This window comes from Paenibacillus xylanilyticus, assembly GCF_047246825.1.
Classification (GTDB): Bacteria; Bacillota; Bacilli; order Paenibacillales; family Paenibacillaceae; genus Paenibacillus; species Paenibacillus xylanilyticus_B.
In genome coordinates this window covers 1,694,922-1,710,101 of the sequence record NZ_JBFOLB010000001.1, presented here as the reverse complement: position 1 = coordinate 1,710,101, position 15,180 = coordinate 1,694,922, and the positions used below count along the sequence as shown (strand labels likewise).

The following is a 15,180-nucleotide window of genomic DNA, read 5'->3' as shown; positions in this document are numbered from 1 at the left end:
CTATTGACTGATATCGACTATAGGGAGAGCATCCGAGTGATCCGCTTCAGGATTAAGCAATTTCGCCAAATCTGTCCCTGTCGTAACCGTTATTCTTGGGAGCTTCATCGGATTATCGCCCGGACGAACAAACCCGGGACGTACGGAAAAGGCCATGCGATATCCATTCTGCTGCAGTTGATAAATCATTTGTGTACTGGTATAACCGAAAGGATATGCCAGATACGGTGTGTCGATTCCCTTTTCTTTCATCAGCTTGATATCATCGTTCAGCAGGCTTGTATCAAGTCCTACAGGTACGCTCTCACCGCAGCGCATAAACCCTTTGTGATGCAAGTTGTAGGTGTGACTGTTAAACTCAAATACATCTGCTGCAGCCTGCATCTCCGGTTCGGAGATAAACGTTTTTTTGGCGGGATCAAAATGAGCGGGCTGATCCTGAATTTTGCTGCCAATGACAAAAAGGGAAGCGTGGAAGTTATACTTTTTGAGTACAGGATAGGCAAGTGTATAATTGTTCTGGTAACCGTCATCAAATGTAATGACGATAGACTTTTTCGGCAGTGAGATTAGGCCATTCAGATAGTTTTCAAGCTGCTCCAATGTAATCGTGTTGTATCCTTCATCATGCAAATACTTCATATTGTCTTCGAAGTCCTCAAGATTAATAATGGATTTGTTCCCTGTTTCATGATTATTCTCTTTGGGCTGTATGTAATGATACATGAGTACAGGAACTTCTGTAGCGGTACCAGGTGTAATCTGAAAAGTAGCCATATTCAGTCCGGTTTTGCTCGAGTAATCTGTATGCGACATCTGGAACGCTTTGCGTTTGACCATGTCCCAGGATGTACATGCTTTGTGTGAGAGTGCATTTGTCGGATGATTAACAGCGTATGCGTACAGCGTAATGATGCAAGTGATCACAGCCAGGGCCGCGAGGGTGAATCTTTTCCAATGTTTCATAGTCCGGTTGTTTCTCCTTATACAAATTCGTTTCTTAGGGCAATACTAGGAGGAAGTCCTTCAGTATGCCAACAAGTTATATCATAGACGAACAGACCTGACAGAAAGTTACATTATTTTTTCCGTAATGTGGTTGACTTCAGATTGATGATGGGACTATGACAATAAGTTTATTTTTCCTTGTGTTTTGATATATGGCATGGTACAATAATTCTGTTATGTGGAATACGGCGGTCCTCTATGGATAATGAAGGAGACAAGGTGATCTCTGGAAGAAGTATGAACGCCTGTACGGAAGGAGGGAGTCATAGATGAATATCGTTCAAGCGATTACACAAGAACAACTTCGTAAAGATATTCCGAGTTTTCGTCCTGGTGACACTTTGAAAGTGCACGTTAAGGTAATCGAGGGAACTCGTGAGCGTATCCAATTGTTCGAAGGTGTTGTGATTAAACGCCGTGGTGGTGGAATCAGTGAGACTTTTACAGTTCGTAAAATTTCTTACGGTGTAGGTGTGGAAAGAGCTTTCCCGCTTCATTCCCCTAAAATCGATAGAATCGAAGTGGCTCGCCGTGGTAAAGTGCGTCGTGCGAAGCTTTATTATCTTCGTGAACTGCGCGGTAAAGCAGCGAGAATTAAAGAAATTCGTTAATATAACGGATACCGGAGAGGGCTTGGAGACAAGCCCTTTTCGTTTTTGTCCGGGAAAAGTTGAACCGGAGGTACACTTCCGAGTAAAATGGTATGGCGGCACACGCGTGAGAGTCCGGGAGGCTTGTGTAATCAGTTAGGGCATACGTATTAAGGATCATTTGTAATGAAAATGAAATGCTCGTGTAGGAGTACATAACTGATTTGAGAATTTTGCATGATTTAATGAATTGAATGATGTGAAATGCTGGATGTGTAAACTGCTATAACATGTACCGTGAAGAGAGGAAGATCATAATGGAACAGGAAGTTCAACACCAGGGCAATCCTGCCGATGAGAAAGGCAGCCGATCCAAAAAAGCCAAAAATGAAATTGTCGAATGGCTTAAAGCCATCGTGATCGCATTAGTGCTCGTTATTTTAATTCGATGGTTATTATTCAAACCGTTTGTCGTGGACGGGCCTTCCATGCAGCCGAATTTCCACACAGGTGAACGTGTTATTGTGAATGAAATTCTGTACGATATCCGGGAACCACAGCGCGGAGAGGTTATCGTATTCCATGTTCCTTCGGAAGGACGCGATTTCATTAAACGTGTCATTGCTGTAGCTGGTGATACGGTTCAGGTAAGTGGTGATACGGTTATCGTAAACGGAGAGAAAGTGAATGAGACCTACATTCAGGGAGCAATTGATGCTGCCGAAGCAAATGGTGGAACCTATAATGTGAAGGACTTCCCGAATGAGCAATTCCCGGATGGCAAGGTGCCTGAAGGCCATGTATTTGTAATGGGCGATAATCGTCCGAACAGTACGGATAGCCGAATGATAGGGTATGTGTCTCTAGAAGATATCGTAGGACGTGCAGATGTTATTTTCTGGCCGATCGGTGATATCAAGTGGATTAACCACTAATCAAGTTCAGGATGTATAAGCTAAATATAATGTTTACTCGATAACAGAGAGGGCAAAATAAGGATGGGGATATCTCAGACCGGAAAAGTTTTGCCAATGAACGTGACGGAGTGAAATCGTAGGTTTAGCTTATATATCATTAAATAATGAGGTGAAGACAAGGTGACGATACAATGGTTTCCAGGTCACATGACCCGGGCCAGACGCCAGATTCAGGATAAGTTAAAGCTGATTGACGTGGTCATCGAACTGCTGGATGCCCGTCTGCCTGTCTCCAGCCGAAATCCGATGATTGACGAGATTTTACAGGGGAAACCCCGGATGATTCTGTTAAACAAATCTGACTTGGCTGATGCCAAGGTGACTCAGGAATGGATTGCCCATTTTAAAAATGAGGGAATTACTGCATTTCCTGTGGATGCATCCACAGGTACCAATGTAAAAGACATTCCGGCACAGGCCCGGTTGCTGCTCAAAGAGAAGATCGACCGTCAACTGGCGAAGGGGATTAACCCGCGTGCCGTTCGTGCACTTATTGTAGGTATACCCAACGTAGGGAAATCGACATTGATTAACCGGCTTGCTGGACGCAACATCGCAGCAACAGGAGACCGTCCTGGCGTAACGAAGGGTCAACAGTGGATTAAAGTGGGCAAAGAAATGGAACTGCTTGATACCCCGGGTATTTTGTGGCCCAAATTTGAGGATCAGAACGTAGGTTATCGGCTTGCGGTTACGGGAGCCATCAAGGAAGAAATCCTCAATGCCGAGGATATCGCCTTCTTTGCCATCAGCTACCTGATGCGTTACTACTGGGATGCTCTTGAGGAACGTTACGAACTTCAGGAATTCTCCAAGGATGCAGACGATTCGGACAGCGTTATTGCCATCATGGAACAGGTTGGTCGTAAACGCGGTTGTATCGTAAGCGGCGGACGTGTGGATTTGGAAAAGGCATCACGGGCATTTCTGCGTGAATTGCGTGCAGGCAAGATGGGCCGCTTCTCCATGGAAGCTCCATATTAAAGCTGATTTTTATAGGATGAACAAGAGCTGCAAGAAGCGGCCGTTACCGGAATACCGGGAACGGCCGCTTTTGTTTTGTACACAGCAAAGATAGTAAGCTTTTTTAGATTCGTAGTCGCAGCAGCAGGCAAAGAAAAATTCAACAGATAGGAATGTATGGGATTGTCCTGTCTATATATCTGAGGAACAAAAATCGTGCTATGATGATAGTTAAACCGTTTGTCCGGTCTATAGCAGGATATCTACAATTTAAATCTTCAAATACCGATAAATTAAGAACAAGTATCTTATTATATGAAGCTATTAAATCTATTCGCTATGAATTAAGCAGATACCTAAAACAAAAGGGCAAGAACTGCGTCTATAAACTAGAGCGTTGAGTTCAATACGGATACAAAGCGAACAAAACTTATGAGTTTGCCGTAAGCGGGTTTGTCATGTTTCCGAGATGTTCCAATATACAAGAGTTATAGTCGTCTGTTGAGAATGGTCTTTGGTGAGAGTGGCTTCTTGATAAATTGAAGTACTATAAATGGCTAAATAGAGAAACGTCTTGAATGAGTGTGGGCAGAGGAGATGAAAGCATTGACTGAACATAATGAAATGAATGTAATGAACGAACTGATACAATTGGAAACTCCTGCCGAATCGATGAAGAAGAAGAAGAAAGTGGAGAGTGAACCTCGTGATCTGCTAATTCATGAACGGGAGTACTGGGAGAGTGGGTTTGAGCGAATTGCAGGCATTGATGAAGTGGGCAGGGGCTGTTTATTCGGTGATGTAGTGGCTGCTGCAGTTATATTGCCTCGCGATCTGATTCTGGAAGGTGTGAATGATTCCAAAAAGCTGACAGAGAAGAAGCGTGATGCGTTGTATGACATCATTATGGAAAAAGCTGTGTCAGTAGGTATTGGCTTTGCGGATGCAGAAACGATTGATCGTCTCAATATCAAACAGGCCACCCGACTGGCAATGAAACGTGCAGTGGAGGCGTTGGACGGTGTGCCGGACTATCTGTTGGTCGATGCCGAAAAAGTGGACGTGAACGTACCGCAGGTCTCCATTATCAAAGGGGATGCCAACAGCCAGTCCATTGCGGCAGCATCCATAATTGCCAAGGTAACCCGCGATCGGCTGTGTAAGGAGGAATGGGAGACGTTATATCCGGAATATGGTCTGTCGATACATAAGGGATATGCTACTAAGTTTCATCGCGAACAGATTATGGCTCTTGGAGCTACGCCTATGCACCGGCGGAGTTTTTTGGGTAATCTGCTCGGTGAGCAGCACACATTATTTTAACCAAGACGGAAAGAAAGGAGGGAGAGAATGGTGAATATCGGCTCAATGATTCGTGGTCTTTTGGGTGACAGCAAACCGGGAAATGCCAAGCCGCTGGAATTAAAGGAAGGACAGGTTGTCCGGGGATCTGTCGTTAGTGTTTCAGAAGATGGTGGAGACGCAGTCCTGCAAATTCAGGGGGTACAGGTACGTGCCAAGCTTGAAACACCACTTCGTCCAGGGGAAACCACGCTGCTGCAGGTACAGCCACCTGGAGAAAATGGCGTGACAGTCATGAAGCCGCTGGCAGGTACGCTGTCTGAATTGCCGCAAGCCTCGCTGAACAATCTGCTTCAAGAGGTAGGTTTGCCGGATACCAAAGGGAATCGTGAACTACTGCTCGCCATGCAGCGCAGTGGATTGCCGCTTACGAAGGATAATGTGGCCATGGTTCAAAATATGATGTCCGCCAAACCGACGCAGGTGCCTGTGGAGGAATGGGTGCAGGCGACAGGTATTGCTTTTCAGCGTGGCCTTCCAATCACGGCGGAAACGGTAAAAGGTCTGCATCAGACCGTCTTTGGTCCACCTCTCCATCAGCTGTTGAATGGGTTAACTGAGCAGTTGGAAACGTACCTTACTCAAAATGCGGGCAAAACAGCTCTGGCGGGAGAGCAGGCAGGTGCACCAAAGTTACCTGTGTCGGGTGGTCTGCCTATTATGTCAGCTGGAGGGCAGCAGACGGATGATGCGGCAATGTTGCCAACTGGCGGACGTCAGGCGGGAACCCCCGGCCTATCTGCGCCATTGACTCAAGGTTCACCAGCAGTACCTGCAGGAGCTGTTCCAATGTCGAACAGTGGTACAGCGGAGGCAGGCGCAGGTGTGCGAAGCGCTGTACAGACCAGCCCAGGGACAGGGAATGCCGAAGGTGCACTAAAGCCAGGATCCAGCCAAACGGAAACGGCTGGAAAGTCAGGGTCAGGCATTCAGGCCGGGACCGGGATTCCTGGAGAGAGCCCGCGCGCTGCTGAAGCGAGTCGCCCGGGTACATCTGGGGCAACGGTTGATCCTGCAGCTGGCCGAGGGCTTGCAGGCCAGCAAGAAGGTGGCGCGGCCGGGCGGACTGATGGCCGCGCCGAAGCGCCTGCTGCTGCGAGTGCTTCGCCCGCAGCGGCGCAAGCAGGGCCAGCACCAACGGCAGCACAGCTGGCGCCGAAGCTGCTGGCCCTGCTGGACGCGCTGCGCAGCGCGTCCACTGCCGCACCGGCACAGCCTGGTGCGGCAGCACAGGCCGCCCCTGCATCGCAGGGCGGCCAGGCGGCTGCGGCTGCCGGAGGCGTGCCGCAGCCCTTGCCAGCCGGCGCTGATGCGCCGCCGGCTGGGGGAAGTGCGGCAGCACCTGCGGGCGCTGCCGCACTGCACGCGCCTGTCACCCACGAAGGGGACCCGTGGGTGGGGCGCGTGCTGAAGCTGCTCGGTGCGGAGCACGAGCAGCAGGCTGTGCACGGCGCGGCTGCGCAGGCGCGCGTGGGTGAGGCAGCGAGTCCAGGCACCGCGGACTCGCTGAAGGGCTTGCTGCTGCAGCTTGCCAGCAGCGACAGCGTTCCGGCGGCACTCAAGGAAGCCGCCGGGCAGGCTGTGCAATATCTGACGGGTCAGCAGTTGTTGCTGACAACGGACCGGGGCTCTACTTTTGCCCAAATGCACTGGTTCATTCCGATTACTGGACCCAATGGGGAAGAAACGGCTTCTGTTCAGATACAATCTCGTCGGGGTCAGCGCGGGGAACTGGATGCATCCAACTGTCGTTTGTGGTTTGATCTGGACATGAGAAGTCTGGGTCCTACACTGGTAGATGTGCATGTCGTCAATAATATTGTTAGCCTGCGGGTGCTCAACGATCGGGAAGGCATGGGTCCGCTTTTGGATAGTGGACGGGAAGTTATCCAGGAGGCGCTGGATAAGCTGGGATACCAATTATTGACCTTCAAAACGGAGCCTTGGCCTGTTGGCCAGGAGCCGGGCGCTGAGCGAAAAATCAGTGCGTCTGATTACAGCCCTGATCGGTACAAAGGGGTGGATATGCGAGTATGAAAGATGAGCCGCAGCCAGATCTTCTTTCCAAAAAGGCTGTTGCCTTAAAATACGTACCGGGAGAAAGCGAAGCTCCAGTCGTCGTGGCCAAAGGTCGCGGCAAAGTTGCGGAAGCGATCCTGGATAAAGCAAAGGAAAACGGGGTCCCTGTTCAGGAAGATGCCGCATTAGTGGAGGTCTTGTCCAAACTGGATCTGGACGAGCAGATTCCAGCCGAACTGTATCAGCTGGTAGCTGAAGTATTGACCTATATTTATCGGGCGGATCGGCTGGCTTCCGGACGAGAGGGAGAGGATAGATGGTGAGCCACTTACCAGGATCTGGAGCTGGACATAACCCATCCCCAAAACTTACGCGTCAGCAAAAAGGTAAGCTGGGTGAAGAGGCTGCCTGCAGGTGGCTGCGTGAGCATGATTACCACATTATTGAACAAAACTGGCGTTGTCGCCGTGGAGAGATTGATATTATTGCTTCATATGGTGATTTGCTTGTCTTTGTAGAAGTGCGCAGCCGCAGTGGAGCGGGACATTATGGTACACCACAGGAATCAGTGGATGGCCGTAAAATGCAGCAGGTTCGCTCAACGGCAGCCATATACCTTCAACAATCCAGAGAGAAGGAACTACAAATCCGGTTTGATATGATTGCTGTGATGCTGGATACGGCAGGTCAGATTGTAACGGTTGATCATATTGTAAATGCGTTTTAATTTATTGAAATTAAATAGATTGAATAAGGTGTTTCCGAAATAGATGTATCCTAAGTGGATTCAATATTTTAGAGGCACCCTTTTTTTGTAGCAAGCAGTCAAACCTGATTGAATTGGCCTCCTTTGAATCTGACGAACAGTTCGTTGTATAATCAAGGATGTAACCAAGCTTATTGCATTTTTGTTTATCATAAAAATCCGTAGAGTTAGCAATTCAATTTGCTACATGGAGAATTATCTATAGGGAGGTAAGTTCGTGACCAAATCGACAAAAACCAATACGATCAATGAAGTCAGAAGTGCCATTCAGAACCGACGCACCGTCAAGAAATTCAAAAAAGATGCTGTTCCAACTGAACAAATTATTGAGTTGTTGGATACCGCAGTCTGGGCACCTAACCATAAATTGCGTGAGCCATGGAGATTTTTATTGTTTACCGGAGATGGACGGAAGAAACTGGCTAACGCCATAGAAGCAGAAATGGGCGAAGACAACAAATTCTCTGCCAATATCATGCAAGTTCCATCGATCATGCTTGTGGTTTTGGAAGAAGATCCAAGACAAAATATATGGGACGAGGATTTTGCGGCAGTCAGCGCGCTCGTACAGAATTTTATGCTGGCTGCATGGAGCGAAGATATTGGTACCTTCTGGGTAACCAAACCGTTCCTGTACGCTCCGAAATTCCGCAAACCACTGGGTATTCAACCTGGTGAAAAGATCATCGGCATGGTGTACATGGGTTATCCGGACGTTATTCCTTCTGCAAAAGAACGTACACCAGCCAAAGACAAACTGACCCTTTTTGACTAATTAAGACGGATATCCTGTCCAAAAGTTTGATGAAAAAACCGTTCAAGACTCTTTCCGATGAAGGAGCAAACTTGGACGGTTTTTTCAATGAGTATCTTGTATCTTCGACGTATTGTTCATTATCATGTATGTCAGCATGTTGCATAATTCGATTCCACTTGCTCCGGGGTACAATATATAGACGAATAGGACCATTTCGATCTATATATTAAATATTGGAAGTCGCTTATTGGAGTTATGCAAAATGCTCATGTATTAAACGTTCAATCAAAACAAATTCAGATCCAATTGCCGATACTGAATCGCCTCAGCTACATGGGAAGTCAAAATTTCACCGTCATGTTCCAGATCTGCAATCGTTTGTGCCATTTTGATAATCCGATCATGAGCACGCATGCTCAAATTAAGTGCCTGTAGGGTGTGCTGGAGCAAATTATCGGCTTCCGCGGGAAGCTGGGCGGTACGACGCAGCAATCTTCCGGATAACTGACTATTCCAACGGACAGAGCTGTTAGCATACCGTTTGGCCTGAATATGGTGAGCTTGAACAACCTTGGCTTGCATCTCGGCTGAAGTAGGGGAAGGTGCCGCGTTACGCCATTCGCCAGGTGGAGGAACCTCGACCTGCAGATCTATTCGATCCAGCAAGGGTCCCGAAATTTTGGCACGATAGGCGGCGACACGGGATGGGCTGCATATACAGCGCTGATCCTCTGATTGAGCGGACAAGTACCCGCAGGGGCAGGGATTCATGGAGCATGCGAGCATAAACTGGGCCGGAAACGTAAAAGCAGCTCTTGCCCGGCTTATCGTGACGGTATGGTCCTCCAGCGGTTGCCGCAAAACTTCAAGCACTTGACGATGGAACTCGGGAAGTTCATCCAGAAACAGGATTCCCCGGTGGGCCAGACTGACTTCACCTGGCTTGGGAATACCACTGCCGCCGATCAGGCCGGAAGTGGATATCGTGTGATGGGGTGAACGAAAGGGACGTTCTGTGACCAAACCGCTTGAGGTTTCTTTCAGTTTTCCTGCAGCACTTAACACTTTGGTGACTTCCAGCGCTTCTTCCTCCGACAACGGAGGAAGAATGGTGGGCAGGCGTTTGATCAGCATTGTTTTCCCTGTCCCGGGTGGGCCCACAAGCAATATGTTATGCATCCCGGCTGCTGCAATCATCAGTGCACGCTTCACATGATGTTGGCCGAGAACGTCGCTATAGTCCTCCGTGAATGAAACAGATGTCTGAGTCCTCGCATGACTGTTGGTGGAAGAACTGTGTTCATAAGCAGGTTTGATAAGGTGAGCAAAGCTATTCAAAACAATGGGTCCCGCTTTAGACGGGCTGCCTTCATTGGTTTTGAAAGCGGTCGTGTCTGGTGAGATGTCTTGCAGATGACGAACTCCGTATACGTTTATACCGCTGATCAACGAAGCTTCTGCCAGATTGTCAGACGGGAGAAGGACAGAGGTAAAGCCCTGACGTTTGGCCAAATCCACCATGGCGAGTACACCCGGTACTGATCTGACCGAGCCGTCCAACGCGAGTTCACCCAGCATGAGTGTTCGCTCCTGAGGTGGCAGCACGAGCTGCCCACTTGTCATTAGCAATGCCACGGCAATGGCTAGATCGAATGAAGATCCTTCTTTACGCAGGTCAGCAGGGGCCAAATTAATCGTAATCCGCTGTAAGGGGTACTGATAACCACAATTTTTGACGGCTGCACGAACACGCTCTACCGCTTCACGAATAGCCGAATCCGGCAAGCCAATAATGGAAGTCTGGGGCAGTCCGTTGGACAAATCGGTTTCCACTTCAATTAGTACCCCGTCAATCCCATATAAACAGGCACTATACAATTTTCCGTACATAATTAAAGAAACACCTCACTCCGTTTTTGGCTCGCATAGCACGGGCCAGTCTACGAATTAAGGTGCTTCCTCAGCTTCTATTAAGCATTGTATATAAAAGAAATCAGGGCGTCAACCTGTCTTCATCATTGCTGCATTTCGAACCCTGACTCCTGAATTTTGGTATTCCACACGTGGCTAGGATTAGAAATTCATAGTTTGGATTGGATGTATTATTGCAATTTCAATTTAGCATATAATATTTTACACAATTTAATTTAACACAATAAAATAGAAAAGTAAAATCCCTTGTGCTCAATTATTCTGTTTTTTTTCTAATTTGTGATAAGATATATAGAGAGTTTCTAATATGCGCTATAATCATTGCTGTTGTTAGGAATTCAATGCACACTAGGCAGGTGAGATCAATATTATGCAAACGGATGCTTTGAAGTTGGATAACCAATTATGCTTTGCCATATATGCTTGTTCACGTGAAATCACGAAGATGTACCAGCCGTATCTTGAAGTACTGGGCGTAACCTACTCGCAGTATTTGGTCTTAATGGTCTTGTGGGAGCGAGAGGAATGCACGGTAAAAGAAATCGGAGAGGCACTGTATTTGGATTCGGGTACATTGACTCCTCTGTTGAAACGTCTGCAGTCAGCCGGACTCATTCATCGTGAACGTTCAGCACAGGATGAGCGTAAAGTGCTTATCACGCTAACCGATTCGGGCAAGGAGCTGCGCACCAAGGCGCTATCCATTCCAGATTCCATTCAGGGAGATGCATGTCTAAGCAGTTCTGAGTTTGAATCTTTGCTTGGTCAGTTTAAGGGGCTTCTTCATAAGGTTCATGAAACGAATACCAAAGCAGCTAAAAAATAAACTCAGGGTCAGTGAAAGGAAGAAACCTCGGACATATTAGTCCGGGGTTTTTCCAGTTATATCCAAGCATTCACAATATGGGATGATATCCATATCAAAAAGCTGTCTATTAACCATTACTTTTTTAAGGAAAGCGTTTTAAAAACGTGTTACAATGAATTGGGTTTAAGTGAAAATAGTCAACATTTGTCTTTTGGTAGTCAACCAACCCGCCTTGTTGCAGTCATGTTGATAGGAGGATTCGAGAATGAATATCCATGAATATCAAGGAAAAGAAGTACTGAAACAGTATGGAGTTGCCGTTCCTAATGGGAAGGTTGCTTATACAGTCGATGAAGCGGTTGCGGCCGCAGAGGCACTGGGCAGTCCGGTGACTGTAGTCAAAGCGCAAATTCACGCAGGTGGCCGGGGAAAAGCCGGTGGCGTAAAAGTAGCGAAGAGCGCAGATGAAGTTCGTGCTTATGCTTCCGAAATTCTGGGGAAAGTATTGGTAACACACCAGACTGGACCGGAAGGCAAAGAAGTAAAGCGTCTTTTGATTGAAGAAGGCTGCGATATCCGCAAAGAGTATTACGTGGGTGTTGTGGTTGACCGTGCAACGGGCCGAGTCGTTATGATGGCTTCCGAAGAAGGCGGTACTGAGATCGAGGAAGTGGCTGAAGCTACTCCTGAGAAAATCTTCAAAGAAGTTATCGACCCTGCAATTGGATTGCAAGTATTCCAGGCACGTAAATTGGCTTACAGCATTCGTATTCCGAACGAGCTGGTGAACAAAGCAGTTAAATTTATGCTTGCATTGTACACTGCATTTGTGGAAAAAGATTGCTCCATCGCTGAGATTAATCCTCTTGTTGTAACTGGAGATGGAAACGTTATCGCGCTGGATGCTAAATTGAACTTTGATTCCAACGCCTTGTTCCGTCACAAGGACATTCTGGAGCTCCGCGACCTGGATGAAGAAGACGAAAAAGAAATCGAGGCTTCCAAATACGACCTCAGCTACATAGCACTTGATGGCAACATCGGCTGTATGGTTAACGGTGCGGGACTTGCGATGGCTACGATGGATATCATCAAATACTACGGTGGCGACCCGGCCAACTTCCTCGATGTTGGAGGCGGTGCAACAACGGAGAAAGTGACAGAAGCATTTAAAATCATTCTGTCTGATGCCAAAGTGGCGGGTATCTTCGTTAACATTTTCGGCGGCATTATGCGCTGTGATGTCATTGCGAACGGTGTCGTTGAAGCGGCGAAGCAGCTTGGTCTCACGAAACCGCTGGTTGTTCGTCTTGAAGGAACGAATGTGGAGCTTGGCAAACAGATTTTGGGTGAATCCGGCCTGAATATTGTTCCTGCTGATTCCATGGCTGACGGTGCACAAAAAATTGTTGCCCTCGTAAAATAAGTTCATTCCTGGGCCATTTATATCAATCCAAAGAGCGGTTCGCAATCTTCATGAATTGGATCGGAATGCTTCAGTCCGTCTAATTCATGTCCCCGCTAGCGATGGAATAAAATGATATAAACTGCTTCCTTAGTTCCGGAACGAAACGGAACTTGAAAAATAACCGTAAGGATGTGAAGCAACGTGAGTATTTTGATCGATAAAAATACAAAAGTCATTACGCAAGGCATTACGGGTTCAACGGGAATGTTCCACACGAAGGGCGCATTGGATTACGGAACCCAGATGGTAGGCGGTGTGACGCCAGGTAAAGGCGGAACCAATGTTGATATCACACTGGAAAATGGCCAAGTGGTTAGTCTTCCGGTATTTAATACGGTACAAGAAGCGAAGGAAGCAACAGGTGCAACAGCGAGCGTTATTTATGTTCCACCAGCGTTTGCTGCAGATTCCATCATGGAAGCTGTTGATGCCGAGCTTGATCTCGTAATCTGTATCACAGAGGGTATTCCTGTCCTTGATATGGTCAAGGTAGACCGTTTCATGGATGGCAAAAAAACAGTTCTGATTGGACCAAACTGTCCTGGCGTGATTACACCGGGTGAATGTAAAATCGGAATTATGCCTGGGTACATCCATATGGCGGGACATGTTGGTGTCGTTTCCCGTAGTGGAACGCTCACATATGAAGCCGTTCATCAATTGACTACGCGCGGTATTGGACAGTCTTCAGCGGTAGGAATCGGGGGAGACCCTGTAAAAGGTTCCGAATTCATTGATATACTGAAACGTTTCAATGAAGATCCACAAACCCATGCGGTCATTATGATCGGTGAGATCGGTGGTACAGCTGAGGAAGACGCTGCAGAGTGGGTACGAGACAATATGACGAAACCGGTGGTTGGATTTATCGGTGGCGTTACTGCGCCTCCAGGCAAACGGATGGGTCATGCAGGTGCCATTATCTCAGGAGGTAAAGGCACAGCCAAGGAAAAAATTGCAAAGCTTGAATCCTGTGGTATTAAAGTTGCGCCGACACCTGCTGAGATGGGTTCTACGCTGGTGAGCGTGCTTGAAGAACGCGGTATTCTGAATTTGTGCACGACACATTAATTCTTTTCCGTTATAATAGTAGAAACGGTTCAGAGATACTGTACACTCTGATAACCGACTATTGTGATACGGAAAAGGTAAGCAACCTTTTGTCCCTAATCAGGGCGAAGGGTTGCTTTTTTGCGTTGTGTTGCTTACCAAATGAGGGTGGTGAATAGCTCCCGACAAAGTAAACGCTTGCAATCTGTGGTCACAACCTACACAATATGAGGGAAGTGTTCTTCCCGACCGGGAGGTCTATATTATGGAAGAAAGTTGGATTTTGTTCGGTTTGCATGAGATGGATGGTGTTGGGAAGAGAACAATCTCGAAATTAATGTCAGGGCAGCATATCCTTACGGATCTCCTGAATTATGAAGAAGGAGACTGGGTACGAGCCGGATTGCGCAAAGACCAAGCCAGCAGACTCGCCAAAAGTTTTCATATGGATTGGATTGAGCAAAGACGGGAATTGGTTTATAAACAAGGAATTCAGGTTATTACCTATCTGGACGAAGAATACCCCATATTAATGAAGGAAACCGTTCAGCCACCCTGGGTTATGTACGGTCGTGGTGACATGAATTTGCTGCATACAAAGGCTATTGCGATGGTAGGCACCCGAATGCCTACAGTCTACGGGCGCAAAGTGGGGGAAAAGCTGACGGCAGAATTTTGCGGTGCTGGGTTGTCCATTGTAAGTGGACTGGCCAGAGGAATTGATAGCGTGTGTCACGAGGCTGCTCTCCGTGCAGGTGGTAAAACCATTGCAGTCTTTGGCACAGGTATTGATAGAATCTATCCACCCGAGAATAAGGGATTAGCTGAGCGGATTGCCGAAACAGGTCTGCTATTGTCGGAATATCCACCTGGGACGCGTGCTCATCAGGGACTATTTCCGGAACGCAATCGAATTATTGCGGGTTTGACACTTGGAACACTGGTCGTGGAAGCAGATATACGAAGTGGCTCACTGATAACTGCAGATGCAGCGTTGGAGGCGGGGAGGGATGTTTTTGCAGTCCCTGGTCCAATCACATCTCCTAAGAGTCGTGGCGCTCACAATCTCATTCGTCAGGGAGCAAAATTGGTCACTTGCGCAGACGATCTGCTTGAAGAGTATCGAATGGACTTGCCAAATCCCGAACAACTTCCTTACAATAGAGGACGTTCCCCTGAAAACGGAGAAGATCACAAACCGGGGATGTTCCCTGAGGTAAGTCTCTCATCCGATGAGAAACGTATCATCTCAATCCTGGAGCAGGACGAAAGATCTTTGGATCAACTCGTGGAGCAGCTCGGTTGGGATTTTGGACATTTGCATTCAGTTCTGTTATCTTTAATCATAAAAAAGCAGATTAGCCAATTACCTGGAACAAAATATGCAAGGGTATGACGATGCTGTGACCAAGCGGCATGTGAAAATAGATTATTAACGGAAGTTATTGAATTGCTGATAAGCATGACAAGAACCAAGCAG

At 47.4% G+C, this 15,180-nt stretch carries 14 protein-coding genes; 12 read left to right on the top strand and 2 right to left on the bottom strand.

The window, feature by feature from the left end; translation table 11 throughout:
* Nucleotides 1–966, bottom strand: a complete 966-nt coding sequence (locus AB3N00_RS07390; protein WP_413033978.1) for a polysaccharide deacetylase family protein — start codon at nucleotides 964–966, stop codon at nucleotides 1–3.
* 311 nt (nucleotides 967–1,277) lie between these two features.
* On the opposite strand from AB3N00_RS07390, the gene rplS reads away from it, so the two are divergent.
* The 8 genes from rplS to AB3N00_RS07350 all read left to right on the top strand — a co-directional run bounded on the left by rplS (nucleotide 1,278) and on the right by AB3N00_RS07350 (nucleotide 8,460).
* Nucleotides 1,278–1,619: a 50S ribosomal protein L19 gene (rplS, locus tag AB3N00_RS07385; protein WP_024630190.1), complete on the top strand. Its 342-nt coding sequence runs from the start codon at nucleotides 1,278–1,280 to the stop codon at nucleotides 1,617–1,619.
* A 296-nt stretch (nucleotides 1,620–1,915) separates the two neighbouring features.
* The gene (lepB, locus tag AB3N00_RS07380) at nucleotides 1,916–2,533 is read left to right on the top strand and encodes a signal peptidase I (protein ID WP_413033977.1); all 618 of its coding nucleotides are present in this window, start codon (nucleotides 1,916–1,918) and stop codon (nucleotides 2,531–2,533) included.
* A 162-nt stretch (nucleotides 2,534–2,695) separates the two neighbouring features.
* Nucleotides 2,696–3,559, top strand: a complete 864-nt coding sequence (ylqF, locus tag AB3N00_RS07375; protein ID WP_095287850.1) for a ribosome biogenesis GTPase YlqF — start codon at nucleotides 2,696–2,698, stop codon at nucleotides 3,557–3,559.
* A 585-nt stretch (nucleotides 3,560–4,144) separates the two neighbouring features.
* Nucleotides 4,145–4,861 (top strand): ribonuclease HII, encoded by a 717-nt coding sequence (locus tag AB3N00_RS07370; protein ID WP_413033976.1) that lies wholly within the window; start codon nucleotides 4,145–4,147, stop codon nucleotides 4,859–4,861.
* A 30-nt stretch (nucleotides 4,862–4,891) separates the two neighbouring features.
* Nucleotides 4,892–6,937, top strand: coding sequence for a DNA ligase (locus AB3N00_RS07365; RefSeq protein WP_413033975.1), 2,046 nt, complete (start codon nucleotides 4,892–4,894; stop codon nucleotides 6,935–6,937).
* Nucleotides 6,934–7,242 (top strand): EscU/YscU/HrcU family type III secretion system export apparatus switch protein, encoded by a 309-nt coding sequence (locus tag AB3N00_RS07360; protein ID WP_413033974.1) that lies wholly within the window; start codon nucleotides 6,934–6,936, stop codon nucleotides 7,240–7,242. The genes AB3N00_RS07365 and AB3N00_RS07360 overlap by 4 nt, the downstream gene beginning before the upstream one ends.
* Nucleotides 7,239–7,646 carry a YraN family protein gene (locus AB3N00_RS07355; protein WP_413033973.1) on the top strand — a complete coding sequence of 136 codons (408 nt, stop codon included), beginning with the start codon at nucleotides 7,239–7,241 and terminating at the stop codon, nucleotides 7,644–7,646. The genes AB3N00_RS07360 and AB3N00_RS07355 overlap by 4 nt, the downstream gene beginning before the upstream one ends.
* 256 nt (nucleotides 7,647–7,902) lie before the next feature.
* Nucleotides 7,903–8,460 carry a nitroreductase gene (locus AB3N00_RS07350; RefSeq protein ID WP_413033972.1) on the top strand — a complete coding sequence of 186 codons (558 nt, stop codon included), beginning with the start codon at nucleotides 7,903–7,905 and terminating at the stop codon, nucleotides 8,458–8,460.
* Between the two features lie 267 nt (nucleotides 8,461–8,727).
* Here the strand turns inward: AB3N00_RS07350 and AB3N00_RS07345 are convergent, their stop codons facing one another.
* Nucleotides 8,728–10,332: a YifB family Mg chelatase-like AAA ATPase gene (locus AB3N00_RS07345; RefSeq protein ID WP_413033971.1), complete on the bottom strand. Its 1,605-nt coding sequence runs from the start codon at nucleotides 10,330–10,332 to the stop codon at nucleotides 8,728–8,730.
* Nucleotides 10,333–10,744: 412 nt separating this feature from the next.
* Here AB3N00_RS07345 and AB3N00_RS07340 point away from each other — a divergent pair, with 412 nt between their 5' ends.
* The 4 genes from AB3N00_RS07340 to dprA all read left to right on the top strand — a co-directional run bounded on the left by AB3N00_RS07340 (nucleotide 10,745) and on the right by dprA (nucleotide 15,096).
* Nucleotides 10,745–11,200: a MarR family winged helix-turn-helix transcriptional regulator gene (locus AB3N00_RS07340; RefSeq protein WP_413033970.1), complete on the top strand. Its 456-nt coding sequence runs from the start codon at nucleotides 10,745–10,747 to the stop codon at nucleotides 11,198–11,200.
* A 247-nt stretch (nucleotides 11,201–11,447) separates the two neighbouring features.
* Complete coding sequence (gene sucC, locus AB3N00_RS07335) at nucleotides 11,448–12,608, top strand: ADP-forming succinate--CoA ligase subunit beta (RefSeq protein ID WP_413033969.1); 1,161 nt, start codon at nucleotides 11,448–11,450, stop codon at nucleotides 12,606–12,608.
* A 183-nt stretch (nucleotides 12,609–12,791) separates the two neighbouring features.
* Complete coding sequence (gene sucD, locus AB3N00_RS07330; RefSeq protein WP_175396079.1) at nucleotides 12,792–13,721, top strand: succinate--CoA ligase subunit alpha; 930 nt, start codon at nucleotides 12,792–12,794, stop codon at nucleotides 13,719–13,721.
* A gap of 244 nt (nucleotides 13,722–13,965) precedes the next feature.
* Entirely contained in the window at nucleotides 13,966–15,096 is a 1,131-nt protein-coding gene (gene dprA / locus AB3N00_RS07325) for a DNA-processing protein DprA (RefSeq protein ID WP_413033968.1), read from the top strand.
* Nucleotides 15,097–15,180 lie beyond the last annotated feature (84 nt).

What these genes read in the sequence shown, in the direction of transcription:
- sucC (WP_413033969.1), top strand. Translation starts at nt 11,448, where the DNA reads ATGAATATCCATGAATATCAAGGAAAAGAAGTACTGAAACAGTATGGA.
- AB3N00_RS07340 (WP_413033970.1), top strand. Translation starts at nt 10,745, where the DNA reads ATGCAAACGGATGCTTTGAAGTTGGATAACCAATTATGCTTTGCCATA.
- AB3N00_RS07345 (WP_413033971.1), bottom strand. Translation starts at nt 10,332, where the DNA reads ATGTACGGAAAATTGTATAGTGCCTGTTTATATGGGATTGACGGGGTA.
- rplS (WP_024630190.1), top strand. Translation starts at nt 1,278, where the DNA reads ATGAATATCGTTCAAGCGATTACACAAGAACAACTTCGTAAAGATATT.
- dprA (WP_413033968.1), top strand. Translation starts at nt 13,966, where the DNA reads ATGGAAGAAAGTTGGATTTTGTTCGGTTTGCATGAGATGGATGGTGTT.
- lepB (WP_413033977.1), top strand. Translation starts at nt 1,916, where the DNA reads ATGGAACAGGAAGTTCAACACCAGGGCAATCCTGCCGATGAGAAAGGC.
- AB3N00_RS07360 (WP_413033974.1), top strand. Translation starts at nt 6,934, where the DNA reads ATGAAAGATGAGCCGCAGCCAGATCTTCTTTCCAAAAAGGCTGTTGCC.
- AB3N00_RS07390 (WP_413033978.1), bottom strand. Translation starts at nt 966, where the DNA reads ATGAAACATTGGAAAAGATTCACCCTCGCGGCCCTGGCTGTGATCACT.